The following is a 14354-nucleotide window of genomic DNA, read 5'->3' as shown; positions in this document are numbered from 1 at the left end:
TTTGTTTTTACGTGTTTTTGGCGGTACAGTGCGTTGTATGAAATAGTGCTTCCCTCCTATTGACAGTTCTTAGAATTTTGTTAGTATTACAAATTTTTGCCTTTAAGTTTCAATGTACGAAAACCGAGTACGATCAAGACGACTATTAAAACTAAAAAATAAATACTGGTAGCACTACTTTTAATAATTGAAAATATACTGGTGAGATGTATAGAAGTTTCCGTAACCGTTGGGTAGGCATTCAGCATAGTAATAATACCAATGTTTTCAAAATAATCTGCTATACCGGCAATTACAGGTAAAAGACACAGATATAGGTAGTTTTGGTTTAGTCTAGGTAGTTTCTTTAGGAAATATGCTAGAACTGCTGCATAAGAAATACCAAAGAGTAATGGGTAAATCATATCAACAGGAATTTGTTTGGTAAGATACATTTGGCGACCGGTATTTCCTAGTGTTTGCAAAAGGGTGTTTACATAATTTAAATCATATCCAGCGGGCATCATATCTAATAATTGTAATCCGTTAGAGAAAGTCATTGTTGCCGGTATGGTAACTAAAAGCATATACGCATAAACGATATTGGTTAACAAGAAAAGCACCAGAACCTTTTTCCCTGATCGTTGTTTTTCTAACTGTTTAATGATTCTTCCCATTTTTCTAATCTTTAATTAATTTTCTTGCGATGAACTATAGATAACCGGCATTTTCCCCTTCCATGTACTCCATAAGTTATTGTCATTGATAAGGCTAGCCATAAAGTGAGCGACATTGATACGGCTAACTTTACCGGCATTAAATATAGCGCTACGCGTGGGTGAAGGAAAAATTTCATAATCACTTACTTTTTCTTCGTTAATTAATGCGTCCGGTCTTACAGCTACCCATTCAATGGCTGTATTGTTTTGTCCAATTTGTGTTCTTAAATAGTCTGCCGCCTTTTCATTATCTATATGAGGAGGAAGTAGTACGCGAAGCAAACCGATTACGCATTTTTGGGCGAAAGAAATCCGTTCGTCCAAATCACGATTTCGATTACCGGTCGTATTCATTAGAACAAACTTTGTAGTGCGTTCCAAATTATTGGATTCTATGGCATTGCATAAACGTTTGGTAGCATCGGTAACCAATCTTCTAGGTTGACCGTAGATACCTTTCCAAGTTAAATTGTGTCCTAGGCACGATGCCACTGCATGGCAATCGCTTACCAAATCTTGCATTTCGGTATCGGTAAGGTCTAATATACTAGCTGTAATCATTTGAAGATGCTTATTGTTTTTCCATGATTCAGGGAGCTTATAGGGAGAACGAACAACAACTTTTACGAAGTGCTGTTGCAAAAGAAGTTGCGCTACCAATCGACTACCTGTGGCACCACTGGCGCCGACCACTAAAACTTTCATATTGATTGATGATTGATGATTTGTCTGTAGGACGATGAAAAATTATAAGTGTTACATATTTAAGTATTTAATTTTAAGAGAGTTATAAGGTTTTGGGGTTATTTTTCTTTACGTAGTATTTTAACTACTCTGCTATGTGTTATTTGTAGCAAATTCCATTGATAGCCTTCAAAATCGGTCGTATTCATGAATTGAACAACCACGGCATCAATATCTTTATGGTATTCTGCCAGACATTGGTATCCTGCAGCCAAGCCACCGTGATTAAATTCATACAGTGACATGTAGATTTCCATTTCTTGTTCATTGAGTAAGGTTCCGTTGTTCAATGCCCTTAAGAAGGTGCCAACATCTGCTGCGGTAGCCAGCATCATGTCATTGTCCTCATATTTAAAATCTTCATCGATACCCACATAATAACCGCTCATTACATCATCTATGTTTACTTCGCTAAGCGATCCGTAGGTATGGTTAAGCCCTAGCGGAATCAGTATTTCCTGTTTAAAATAATCTTGACGACTATCGCCTGTTACCTGCTCTATAACTCTAGAAAGTAATAGGTAATTGGTATTGGAGTAGCCATAATCCTTATTGGGTTCAAATTCCGCTGGTAAATGGAGAGCATAAGTAAGTACATCTATATTGGTGTTCGGTTGATTTTTCCAATAGTCTGGATTATCGGTAAAATTGGGGATGCCGCTACGGTGCTGAACCATCATTCGCAATGTGATTTTATCGGCATTTTCAATACTACCTATAAGCTCGGGAAAATAATCGGAAAGCGGTTGGTCCAAATCTATTTGGTTCTCATATGCTAATCTAGTGATTGCAACCGCAACGTATAACTTGCTGATACTAGCTATTTTGAACAAAGCATTAGGTTTGGCAGGTATTTGCTGTTCTTTATTGTGGTACCCAGCGGTATAGAATGCCGGTGGTTTGCCCGCTTCATCAACATACACGATTACTCCGTCAAAACCATGGCTTAACGTTTGGTCTACTTGCTCTTGAACAGTATTGGGCAATGGTAAAATCCATGCTTTTACTAAAATCCAAGGGACAAACCATAAAGAAATGAACGTGCTAACAAATAAAATTATTCTGAAAATCTGTTTGTTCTTACTGACTTTAGGTTGGGCATTTTCCATGATGCATTGCTTTGGTTTGATTGATGATACAAACTTATAGCGTATCAGTAAAGAAATAAATTACGAATTACTGAAATGTATATTATTGAGGATGAATTGAATACTATTGGTTCAATATAAGTAAACCAAATTTAAAAGGATGGCAGTTAGTATATAGCGGAGTAAGTACGTTTTAAAAATTTTGAACAAAAAAAATAGCGCATTTCTGCGCTATTTTTTATTTTACTATCATAAAGAAGTCTACAACCCCGCTAACTTGAACTGCGTAACAAAATCATCGTCAATATCTTTGTAGCTATTGGTGCAATATACATGGTCAATGGTTTCTTTGAGTTCATCAAAACCATAGTTGAATTGGGCGTGGGTAACATATAAATACACTTCCGCGGCACCCTGTTGTTTCAACGCTTCCGCCAAGAATTTGAATGTTCTTCCTCCATCGGCTAGATCATCAACAATTAAGCATTGTTTGTCCTTTACATCACCTTGAATACTAATTACCGGAGCACCATCTACCCGCACTTTATTGGACGGTACCAAATCGGCATTCAGCTTTTCGGCAATCTCATGGGTGGTTTTATACGCACCAGCATCGGGACTTACCAATACAGGGTTACCAATGTGTTTAAAAGCCTTTTCAACGTAAGCTACATGAGATATTTTTTCGGAATTATCAATTAGCGCCAATGAAATAGGACTGTGCGGATGTAAAATAGCCACGGAGTCGAATTTCATGTCATTGATAAACTTACAAATTACCTTTAAATCGAACGATTCTCCTTTATTGAATCGCCTATCCGAACGCTGCCCTATCAGACAAAAGATAGTTAGTTTGGCAACGGCAGTTTTGTTGGTGGTATTTTCTGCATCCCAGGCTTCTTTAATGGCTGCAGCTTTAAACAAATCTTCGTAACTGTTACCTCTAATTTTTATATCAATATCTCCGCCTTCAATGATTTTGGCAGTTACTTGTCCGTCTTTAAATCTTTTGCTTTCGTATTTCATGTGTTAATTCTTGTTGTTGAAATTATCAATTTCCTGTTTCAAAATATGATTTGAGTTTCCGTAGCTTACAATGCTCACATCTAAAGGCGTTTTTCTAAATTTCTCTAGCGCTATGAACATTGATTCTAATATCCAATCTAGATCATTACCAAAAGCACCACCGCCTACCAAGGTTAAAAAGACCTTGTTTGACTTGTTGTTTTTTAGATTTAATAATGCCGTGTATAATGTGGCTTCATAAGTAGCCTCTAAAATTATTCTGGCAAAATTTTCCCAATAATAAGATTCGATATGCGAATATGCTACAGGTAGTGCAGCACAATATATTTGAGATACTATCTGTTTTTCATCCGTTCGGGTAACTTCTGTATTCCATTGTATTCCTACCTTTAGTTTACCTTTTAATTTCTCTCTTTGGGCATCTGTAAAGCACCCTAACTGCTTATTAATACTGAGCAAGCCTTCTTGACTTAAAACAGCATAACCGTTCGTCATTTTCCATAATTGGAGCTCTTGATTATGAAGCTCTTTACCGATTTCATCTAAACAATCAATTTGATAGGTACCCGTTTGCCCAATTTGGTTTTCAATAGGCACAAAATAGTTTCTATAAATGGTGCCTGCACCACAAGCTATGGCGCAAGCCGGTCCTTGGGTAAAGTCATTTTCGTAAATACCAACTCCCGCTTTAGGCGAAACCTCAGGACCAACCATTTCCAATAGATTAAATTGAGAGGCTGCTTGAAATAGTGCATTTGCATTATTTGGATCGCAATGTACTTTTTGAATATCAGCCACCAATTCTGAGACCTTTATTTGGTTAGAAGTGTCTACCTGTAAATCTTGTTTTCTTAGTTCTTCTAAAGAGGAAACATCTAGTTTTCCGAATTGAAAGGATCGATTATTGATTTTAGAAATTAAATGCTTTCCATCAATACTGATATGATCACGTACATTACTAGGTGATAACTCTACAAATCCTGTCAATTCTTCAAACCACATGATAAGATATTTTTAAAGGTTGCTATTGATACGGTCTCTTATTTCCTGTATATTCACCTGGTTTACAAATTTTCCATTTTCATAGATTACTTGTAACTCGCCCGTATTCTCTTCTTGAGGAGTCACCTGGTCTACCAATACATATTCACCATTTTGTAATTCTACTTTTACCAATCCCTTTGCAGATTTTTTAACACCGTCATCGGTAATAGGATCTTTGAAAATTTCCCTACGCTCACCATTGACCACCACAGAAGTTGCTTTCATGGCAAAACCAAACGTATCTCTTGTATTAAATTGGTAAGTAAACGATCCAATACCCAATACCACGTTAGTTGTGGCAAAGCCTTTATCGCTTAAGCGTTGACAAATAGCCTCTGCTCTTTCTGTGGTAATACTATCACCGTAAATAGCGCCAATATGTGCATCTAGCACTTTATAACCCTGTTCGTTTACGGTACCTCCAAAAATATCCCAAAGTAGCTCCACTACCCCTTTATCCTTAGGAGTGTTGCTGCCAAGCTCACGAGACTCGCCACAAATGATATCTACAGGATCGCCGCTATCTGGTCTGATCACTAATTTGCCATCTCTAGAAAGCACCTCTTCTTTAAGTTTTGGTAGGTATTCGGTCAATACCTTCCATAGATCCCAGGTATCACTAACCACGGATAAAATGCCCGTTGGGTAGGTTTGCATTAGGGTTCTGAACGTTCCAATTTCATCATCTTTGGTACCAGCACACATAACGGAGTGTTCGGTAGCATTTACAGAGCCTACCACAAAACCTTCAGCTTTGTAATAGTTACGTAGGCTACTAATGACCGGTAAGGTATCTGACCCCAAAAATACAGATGCATGCCCCATACCAGATGATATAGCACTTTGCAGACCGCCCATACCTCTCATGGAAAAATCGTGTCCTTGAAAATCGATGAAAGCCAAGTTGTCCTTATCGGTCTTTAAGGTCCATTTTTTAAAAATTCGTTTGTAACACAAAGCAATAGATGCAGATGTCATTGGCTGCCAAAGCATGGTAGATAAAATGGTCTCTAGGAAATTGGTGATCCAGTAGAATTTTTTATCCGTGTTCACAACGGTAACCATGGGAACCCTTACAGGTACCTCTATCCCTTCTATGATAGATTTTACTTTAATGGGCAAGTATTGAAGATCGTGTAGTTCCTCATAATGCGTAACATCATAATCGGTACCCAAATACAACGACAGCTCTTCTTTCAATTCATTACAAACCTGAGCTTTTGGTTTGGAAAAGAAGTTATCTTGAAAATAATCATGTAACCATCGAAAAACATATTGTTGCCCAAAAGAAACTACTTTGTCGCACCCTTTGGGAGCGTATTTGTTGCTTCTTGGTGTCCAGTTAGAATATACTTCTTCTGTACCTTTAGGGTATTGTTGGTGGTGTCCTGTTTTGTATCCGTCGGTTAATAATAGTCCGTTCATAATCATTATTTTAAATGCTGTTTTTTAATAGTGTTTTTGCTTCTTTGAGGGTATTGAAAATTGGAGTGCTGTATTTTTCGCAAAGTATATGTACATAATTGTGTTTATAAAATTCTTGCGGACAAACCACGATCAGCTTGCCAGACTGTACATATAGTCCTAGTTCCACAAGTGATATAGGAGATTTGGAATCTTTCAGAAAATTGAGCAAAATAAAATCTGATTGCTGCATGGCCTCTAACTCCCACATAATGTGATGCTTTAATTCCGCATTGCTTAAATCATCATGCCGTGTATGTGTAGGGTCAAAAATATGGTGCGAACCAAATTCGCCAATGATTTCATCTCTCCAACTATGCTCCTGTCTATGGTCCATACTACCTGCTAGGAAAATAGAACGTAAGTTGTCCTTATTTATTGGTAATGTGTTTTTGGAAGTGAATAACATAAAATTATATTTGCGTAATTATGACGCAAATATATAACATAATTTAAGTTTACAAAGAATTATTTGTGTTTATTTTACGCAAATTAAAAAAAATCGATTATATCTCGAAGATGATTCCTTCCTTTTTAAGCTTGAAATACCTGTCCTTATTGAACATGAACAAGTTTGCGGGCCTACCGGAACCTTTAGAAACTTTTTCATCTAGTTCATCTAAAACATTAAGACCTAGCATTTTTTTTCTAAAATTTCGCCTGTCAATAGCTCTACCCAGTACGGTAGCATACAGTTTCTCTAAATCTGAAAACGGGAATTTTGTGTCTAATAGCTCAAAACCAATAGGTTCATACGTTATTTTAGCCTGTAACCTAGTTATGGCAAGTTTTAGAATCTCGGCATGATCAAAGGAAAGTTCTGGGAGATTGTGAATGGTAAACCATTGTGCCTCTTCGGCATCAGTGGATGCCAATAATTTAAAGGCACTGGGTTTTATAAGTCCAAAATACGCAACGGATACTACCCTATTTCTGGGATCTCTATCCGGTTTGCCAAAAGTGTAAAGTTGTTCCAGATAATTGATTTTAATACCTGTTTCTTCCTTTAGCTCCCGCTCTACCGCTTCTTCCAGCGACTCTGAGTCTAAAACGAATCCGCCGGGTATTGCCCATTTTCCTTTAAAAGGTTCATATTTTCTCTTGATGAGTAACACGGATATGGTTTCAGATTCATACCCAAATACTACGGCGTCTACAGAAAGCTTGATAGATTGTTGCATATTATGCGTATATTTTACGCTAATATATGAAAGATTATAGAATATAAAGTGTTCCTTTTAGTAGCTCAAACTACATCAGTGATATAGGTATACAATAAAAGTCATGGTGTAGGACTTAACAGATATTGATGAATTTGAAATAAACTGGTAATCATACCAACTTTCACCATCATATCTCATATCTAATTCCTAACTTAGCAATGTAGACTTTAGGAGTAGCTATTTCATAGTTTGAGAAATATCCTTAGAACCTGATTTGATTAATATCAACGTAGGGAAAAGTTATCGGGAACAACTACCTGTACTTTCCAACTATCATTTCAATTTCCCCTAGTTTACACTGTAATCAAATCAATGTAGCCATGTGCTCTTGATTAAATTTTTAAGCAGATGATAAACATAATCGTAAACGACACCCCTCACCTATTTAGGTCTGATGCCACTTTAGACCTTATTATCAAAGAATTGAAGATTTCCGAAAATGGCATCGCCGTAGCGGTCAATGAGAATATTATTACCAAGAGTGCTTGGAACACCAAAACGCTGAACGAAAATGATAAAGTTTTAGTGATCAGGGCTACACAAGGAGGATAAAATTTTACTTCAAATTAGTAATAACACTAGGTACAATAGATAACGACCACAATAATCACCGTACAAGAATATGAAGAATAAAGATACAGCACCCAAACAAGGCGGTATAACCCGTAAACCATTTCCCAATTCCCAAAAAATTTACGTATCGGGAAAATTGTATCCTGAAATAAAGGTTGCAATGCGCGAAATAACGTTGACGGATACCATAGATTCCTTGACCAAAAAGAAAACTCCTAATGAACCGGTAACCGTTTATGATACATCTGGTCCGTATACGGATCCTAACATAAAAATAGATGTGCACGCCGGTATTGAGCGGATTCGTGAAAATTGGATCAAGGAAAGAGGTAATGTAGAAGAATTGGATACGTACTCATCAAAATATTGCAACGAGAGATTGAACGATAAAAGTTTAGATCACATGCGTTTTAAGCTGTTGAAAAAACCGTTGCGGGCAAAAAAAGGCGAGAATGTTACGCAGCTACATTATGCTAAGAAAGGAATCATTACTCCAGAAATGGAGTATATAGCCATACGCGAAAATCAGCGTATAGATGAAATGACCCAGATTAGGGAACAACATAAGGGCGAACATTTTGGAGCGTCTATTCCACAAAAGATTACGCCCGAATTTGTAAGGGACGAAGTGGCACGTGGCCGTGCCGTAATACCTTCTAATATTAACCACCCAGAGGCAGAGCCTATGATCTTGGGGCGTAATTTTCTGGTAAAAATAAATGCGAACATAGGTAATTCCGCAGTGACCTCCTCTATTGAAGAAGAAGTGGAAAAGGCGGTCTGGGCATGCCGTTGGGGAGCGGATAACATTATGGACCTGTCAACAGGTGAAAACATTCACGAAACCCGTGAATGGATCATCCGCAACTCTCCTGTTCCGGTAGGTACGGTACCCATTTACCAGGCATTGGAAAAGGTGAACGGAGTTGCAGAAGATCTTACATGGGAGATTTTTAAGGATACCTTAATAGAACAAGCGGAACAAGGCGTAGATTATTTTACCATTCACGCCGGGGTATTGCTGCGTTATATACCAATGACCGCAAAGCGCGTAACGGGTATTGTATCTCGTGGAGGGTCTATTATGGCAAAATGGTGCTTGGCGCATCATAAAGAGAGCTTTTTATATACACATTTTGAAGAGATCTGCGAGATTTTAAAACAGTATGATGTGGCATTCTCATTAGGTGACGGTCTACGCCCGGGCTCGGTAGCAGATGCCAATGACGAAGCTCAGTTTGCAGAACTGGAAACCTTAGGGGAATTAACACAAATTGCGCGCAAGCATGAGGTGCAATGTTTTATTGAAGGTCCTGGTCATGTTCCCATGCATATGATCAAGGAAAATATGGAAAAGCAGATCCAAGTCTGTGATGAAGCACCTTTTTACACTTTAGGACCCTTGACTACCGATATTGCGCCGGGCTATGACCATATAACCTCAGGAATAGGTGCGGCAATGATCGGCTGGTACGGTTGCGCCATGTTATGCTATGTAACCCCAAAAGAACATTTGGGCCTACCCAATAAAGAAGATGTTCGTGTAGGTGTGGTAACCTACAAATTGGCGGCCCATGCCGCAGATCTCGCCAAAGGTCACCCAGGTTCTCAACACCGTGATAACGCTTTAAGCAAAGCACGATTTGAGTTTAGATGGGAAGATCAATTCAACTTAGGTTTAGATCCAGAGCGTGCCTGCGAGTATCATGATGAAACCTTACCTGCGGCAGGGGCTAAAATTGCCCACTTCTGCTCCATGTGCGGACCCAAATTCTGTTCCATGAAAATATCTCAAGAAGTACGTGATTTTGCTGCAAGCAATGAAATTGTAAATAATGAGGTCATTCAAAAGGGAATGGATGAAAAGTCAAAAGAATTTAAAGAGAAAGGTTCAGAAGTCTATCTTTAAGTGTTTAAGGAAGTTCCCACGCTAAAAAGCGCGGGCAGGCTTTCCATTTCAATCTTTTGCAAAAAGGCAAAAAGATTTTCATTGCAATCCTTAACTCAAAAAAATGATCGTACTAATAGCACCGGAAAAAGATATTCCTAACGAAATTGAACTGCTACATCAATTGTTTCAGGAAGGTTTGGAATATTATCATCTAAGAAAACCTTTTAAGGACTATCAAGAACATTGTGATTATTTGAATGCGATAGATTCAAAATATCATAATAGGATCGTAGTACACTTACATCATGAGCTGATCAATGATTATCCTCTTAAAGGGTTGCATTTTCAAGAACAAATGCGAATAGATCATATTGATAACCCCGGTCAGTACTTTAAAAAATTGAATATGTATGGTAAAACCATAAGTTCCTCTTTTCATGACCCACAGGTATTGGAAGATTGTGAATTTGAGTTCGATTACCATTTGCTGAGTCCCGTTTTTACATCCATCTCTAAAAAAGGATATGAAGGCAAAGGTTTTAATGTCAACCATAGTACTAAATTGGTTATAGGTATGGGTGGTATTACCAATACCAACATAGCAGAAACCTTAAGTTTAGGATTTGGGGGAATTGGGGTCTTAGGCGGTGTATGGAATATGGACAACCCTATACAAAGCTTTATAAACTTAAAAACGGCATATGAACAGGCATGGATGAAAAAGCGGAAAGCACAATTAAAGAACAATACAAAAGGCAATTAAGCAGTAAAATATATGATTCCGAAATTACACTATATATCACAGGGACAAACACCCGAAGAGCATTTAGAGCACATTCAAAAAGCATGTACCGCAGGAGCGGAACTGGTGCAGCTACGCCTAAAGAAGTTACCGGGAAAAACGGTTTGGGAAACCGCAAAAAAAGCAAGGGAGATCACGGAAAAATACCAGACGAGATTAATAATCAATGACTTTTATAAGATTGCAGCTTCGGTAAAAGCGGACGGAGTACATTTAGGAAAGACCGATACCTGCCCTACCGTTGCTAGAAAAGAACTGGCATCATGGCAAATTATTGGCGGTACGGCCAATACCTTAGAAGATTGTGAAGCTTTATTGGATAAGAAAGTGGATTATATAGGTCTAGGTCCTTTTCGTTTTACGAAGACCAAAGAAAATTTGAGTCCGATTTTAGGCTTAAACGGGTATTTGGCCATCCTTGAAGAATTGAAATCCCAGGTACCGGTTATTGCCATAGGTGGTATTGTTTTGGAAGATGTTACGGAACTAGTGAAAACCGGTGTTCATGGTATTGCGGTATCTGGCGAAATAACCCGAAACTTCAATTCCATATCAGAATTTAAAAAATTGATTAATGGAGGTCCTCTTGATGAGCAGCGTTGGATCTCAGATGAAAAAATAAAATAATATGTTACAGATCGCAGATAAAAAGTTTAGTTCACGATTGTTCACAGGGACAGGGAAATTTAGCTCGTCATCATTAATGAAAGAAGCTTTATTGGCTTCTGAAAGTGAGTTGGTCACCGTTGCCCTTAAACGTGTAGATGTGGAAGATACACAAGACGATATATTACGGCATTTACAACATGAACGTATAAATTTATTGCCCAATACATCTGGGGTGCGTACGGCAAAAGAAGCGGTATTTGCCGCCCAATTATCTCGTGAGGCTCTAGAGACCAACTGGGTGAAATTGGAAATACATCCTGATCCAAAATACTTGCTGCCAGACCCAATAGAAACCTTAAAAGCGGCAGAAGAGCTTGTAAAATTAGGGTTTGTGGTGATGCCCTACATACATGCCGATCCCGTTCTGTGCAAACGATTGGAAGAAGTTGGAGTGCAATGTGTAATGCCGTTAGGCGCTCCAATAGGCAGTAACAAAGGCCTGAAAACGCAAGATTTTCTAGAGATTATAATAGACCAGAGCAATGTTCCGGTTATTGTTGATGCCGGTATTGGGGCACCATCACATGCTGCCTATGCGATGGAATTAGGTGCAGATGCAGTGCTGGTAAATACGGCAATAGCGGTTTCCCAACATCCTGTTGAAATGGCAAAAGCATTTAAAATGGCCGTAACAGCGGGCAGAATGGCCTATGAAGCAAAATTGGCTCCGGTAGTGCATAAAAAAGCCGAAGCAAGCAGTCCGTTAACCAGTTTCTTGAACTAAACAACATGAGCAATTTTAAGTCAGTCTTGGATACCTATAATTGGGATAAAACCTTAGAGAGTATTTTTGCAAAAACGGAGCATGATGTGTTACGTGCACTGGGCAATTCTAAACGCGATTTAGAAGATTTCAAAGCATTGATTTCTCCCGCTGCAAAACCTTATTTGGAGCAAATGGCGCAGTTGAGTCGGCAGTTGACCAAAAAGCGCTTTGGCAATACCATACAAATGTATTCGCCCATGTATTTAAGTAACGAATGCCAAAATATTTGTACCTATTGCGGATTTAGCATGACCAATAAAATACCGCGTAGAACCTTGACCGATGCTGAAATATTAAAAGAAGTTGCCTATATAAAATCTAAAGGCTATGACCATATTCTTTTGGTAACCGGTGAGGCAAACAAAATAGTTGGTGTAGACTATATCAATAATGCCTTACAATTGATTCGTTCTCAATTTGCGAACATTACTATTGAAGTTCAACCTTTATTGCAAGATGAATATGAGCTATTGATCGAAAGCGGATTGTATGCTGTGTTGGTTTATCAAGAGACCTATCATAGGGACGAATACAAAAAACACCACCCAAAAGGTAAGAAATCGAATTTCGATTTTAGGTTGGACACGCCCGATCGTTTGGGCAAGGCGGGTATTCATAAAATTGGATTAGGTGCTTTATTCGGGTTGGAAGATTGGCGTGCCGATAGTTTTTTTACAGCACTGCATTTAAAATATTTACAGAAAACCTATTGGAAGACAAAATACTCCATTTCTTTCCCACGGTTAAGACCACATTCCGGCGGGCTGGAACCTAAAGTTGAAATGACGGATCCAGATTTGGTGCAGCTAATTTGTGCTTTTCGGTTATTGGATGAAGATGTAGAACTTTCCATATCTACGCGAGAAAGTGAAATATTTAGAAATAACATTGTCAATTTAGGCATTACCTCCATAAGCGCAGAATCCAAAACCAACCCAGGTGGGTATGCCGTAGCGCCAGAATCATTGGAACAATTTGAAATATCTGATGAAAGACCAACGGAGGAAATTACGGAAATGCTGAAAGCACAAGGCTTAGATGTGGTTTGGAAAGACTGGTCTAACAATTGGGAGTAAAACCTAAAGTAAATATTATTTAAATAAACCCTGCAAATTCTCTATAACACCAAGCGCCGCTTTTTCACCAGCAATCATAGCGGCATTTAATGAACCATTTAACTGTACGTCACCTGCCAAATATATAGTTTCCGTCAAGCGAGTTTCAGAAGGTGATATTTCGTATTGTAAATCATTTAATTTTGGTAGCGACCTAGGAATGCTGTAGTGTTTTATCAATGAACTAGTGGTTATACCACAAAATTCTTTCAGCTCCTTTTGTACTTGGTCAACAAGAGTATTCCCGGATAAGCCCTGATTATTCACCACGGTAACCGATAGTAATTCCTTACCGCCATTTACGGATGTTTTAAGACCGGTATGGTAAACAATATTGTTAATCAACGTGTTTTGATCAGGAATTAATCCGATCAACGGTTTTTGAATTGCTCTGTCTTCCGTTTCAAAATACAAAGTATCACAACGCTTCCAATCAATTTTCTGATTCTTTAAGTTTTGAATTAAGCTACTAGCTTCAGTTGCAACAATAATAAAATCACTTGCTATTTCTTGTCCATTGCTAAGAATAATTTTACCATCTACGACTGAGGATACGGCTGAGTTATATGTAACCTTAGTATTTTCTAATTTCTGCAATAATTGTTTGGGAATTTCTTCAATACCACCTTTAGGTAATGCCGCACTGCCTTCACCAAACATTTTATAAACAAACTCAAACATTCTGCTAGAGGTTTCTAGTTGGTCTTCTAAAAAAATGCCGCTGAAGAATGGTTTGAAAAAATCATTGATCATACTTTCAGAGAAATCTAGTGACTTTAAATAAGAAAGAGTAGATTGTTCTTTGTCTGAGAAAATTTCATCAATAGTTTTATTCTTAAGTCTGGTGTTTAATTTTAAAATTTTTAATTTGTCTGAAAATGAACCAATACTAGAAAAAAGAGTTGAAAACAGCAGCGATGTAACCCTTAGCGGATCACCTATCACCTCTTGTTTTTTATTCTTGAAAATTGACGCGCCAGGTAAATAATGTTGTAGCTCCAAAGATTTATAATCGAGATATTTTTGAGCAGCTGGATATGCAGTTAACAATACTTGAAAACCTTGATCTAATTGATAACCATTTATCTTATCTGTCTTTACCCTACCTCCAACTCTATCCGAAGCTTCAAAAATTATAGGAGAAAATCCGTTTTGTTCTAAAACAGTCGCAGCTATCAATCCACTAACTCCGGCACCTATAATATGTATTTTATAATCCTGCTTATCCATGTTTACCTACTTCACTTTATT

15 protein-coding genes and 1 riboswitch are annotated in these 14354 nt (G+C 37.9%); of the genes, 6 read left to right on the top strand and 9 right to left on the bottom strand.

The window, feature by feature from the left end; genetic code table 11:
• Positions 1-86 precede the first annotated feature (86 nt).
• The 8 genes from YQ22_RS18020 to YQ22_RS17985 form a co-directional block, all read right to left on the bottom strand.
• Entirely contained in the window at positions 87-656 is a 570-nt protein-coding gene (locus YQ22_RS18020) for a hypothetical protein (RefSeq protein WP_071342310.1), read from the bottom strand.
• 15 nt (positions 657-671) lie between these two features.
• Entirely contained in the window at positions 672-1403 is a 732-nt protein-coding gene (locus YQ22_RS18015) for an NAD(P)-dependent oxidoreductase (RefSeq protein ID WP_071342309.1), read from the bottom strand.
• Between the two features lie 98 nt (positions 1404-1501).
• Positions 1502-2551: a serine hydrolase domain-containing protein gene (locus YQ22_RS18010; protein WP_071342308.1), complete on the bottom strand. Its 1050-nt coding sequence runs from the start codon at positions 2549-2551 to the stop codon at positions 1502-1504.
• Between the two features lie 240 nt (positions 2552-2791).
• Positions 2792-3556 (bottom strand): phosphoribosyltransferase family protein, encoded by a 765-nt coding sequence (locus YQ22_RS18005; RefSeq protein WP_071342307.1) that lies wholly within the window; start codon positions 3554-3556, stop codon positions 2792-2794.
• A 3-nt stretch (positions 3557-3559) separates the two neighbouring features.
• Positions 3560-4558 (bottom strand): hypothetical protein, encoded by a 999-nt coding sequence (locus YQ22_RS18000; protein WP_071342306.1) that lies wholly within the window; start codon positions 4556-4558, stop codon positions 3560-3562.
• 12 nt (positions 4559-4570) lie between these two features.
• Positions 4571-6025, bottom strand: a complete 1455-nt coding sequence (locus YQ22_RS17995; protein WP_071342648.1) for a nicotinate phosphoribosyltransferase — start codon at positions 6023-6025, stop codon at positions 4571-4573.
• A gap of 10 nt (positions 6026-6035) precedes the next feature.
• On the bottom strand, positions 6036-6473 hold the full coding sequence (locus tag YQ22_RS17990; RefSeq protein WP_071342305.1) for a nucleoside 2-deoxyribosyltransferase domain-containing protein: 438 nt from the start codon (positions 6471-6473) through the stop codon (positions 6036-6038).
• A 97-nt stretch (positions 6474-6570) separates the two neighbouring features.
• Positions 6571-7245 carry an NUDIX hydrolase gene (locus YQ22_RS17985; protein WP_071342304.1) on the bottom strand — a complete coding sequence of 225 codons (675 nt, stop codon included), beginning with the start codon at positions 7243-7245 and terminating at the stop codon, positions 6571-6573.
• 201 nt (positions 7246-7446) lie between these two features.
• A riboswitch (TPP riboswitch) is annotated at positions 7447-7540 on the top strand.
• A gap of 95 nt (positions 7541-7635) precedes the next feature.
• On the opposite strand from YQ22_RS17985, the gene thiS reads away from it, so the two are divergent.
• The 6 genes from thiS to thiH all read left to right on the top strand — a co-directional run bounded on the left by thiS (position 7636) and on the right by thiH (position 13064).
• Positions 7636-7839, top strand: a complete 204-nt coding sequence (thiS, locus tag YQ22_RS17980) for a sulfur carrier protein ThiS (RefSeq protein ID WP_074674017.1) — start codon at positions 7636-7638, stop codon at positions 7837-7839.
• A gap of 70 nt (positions 7840-7909) precedes the next feature.
• Positions 7910-9769 (top strand): phosphomethylpyrimidine synthase ThiC, encoded by a 1860-nt coding sequence (gene thiC, locus YQ22_RS17975; protein ID WP_071342303.1) that lies wholly within the window; start codon positions 7910-7912, stop codon positions 9767-9769.
• A gap of 103 nt (positions 9770-9872) precedes the next feature.
• Positions 9873-10514 carry a thiamine phosphate synthase gene (locus YQ22_RS17970; protein ID WP_071342302.1) on the top strand — a complete coding sequence of 214 codons (642 nt, stop codon included), beginning with the start codon at positions 9873-9875 and terminating at the stop codon, positions 10512-10514.
• Positions 10515-10526: 12 nt separating this feature from the next.
• Complete coding sequence (thiE, locus tag YQ22_RS17965; protein ID WP_071342301.1) at positions 10527-11180, top strand: thiamine phosphate synthase; 654 nt, start codon at positions 10527-10529, stop codon at positions 11178-11180.
• A gap of 1 nt (position 11181) precedes the next feature.
• The gene (locus tag YQ22_RS17960) at positions 11182-11946 is read left to right on the top strand and encodes a thiazole synthase (protein WP_071342300.1); all 765 of its coding nucleotides are present in this window, start codon (positions 11182-11184) and stop codon (positions 11944-11946) included.
• Positions 11947-11951: 5 nt separating this feature from the next.
• Positions 11952-13064: a 2-iminoacetate synthase ThiH gene (thiH, locus tag YQ22_RS17955; protein WP_071342299.1), complete on the top strand. Its 1113-nt coding sequence runs from the start codon at positions 11952-11954 to the stop codon at positions 13062-13064.
• A 15-nt stretch (positions 13065-13079) separates the two neighbouring features.
• Here thiH and YQ22_RS17950 read toward each other — a convergent pair whose 3' ends face one another.
• The gene (locus tag YQ22_RS17950; protein ID WP_071342298.1) at positions 13080-14333 is read right to left on the bottom strand and encodes an NAD(P)/FAD-dependent oxidoreductase; all 1254 of its coding nucleotides are present in this window, start codon (positions 14331-14333) and stop codon (positions 13080-13082) included.
• Between the last annotated feature and the right edge of the window lie 21 nt (positions 14334-14354).

The organism is Maribacter sp. 1_2014MBL_MicDiv (assembly GCF_001865655.1).
Lineage (GTDB): Bacteria > Bacteroidota > Bacteroidia > Flavobacteriales > Flavobacteriaceae > Maribacter > Maribacter dokdonensis.
This window is presented reverse-complemented; position numbering and strand designations above follow the sequence as displayed.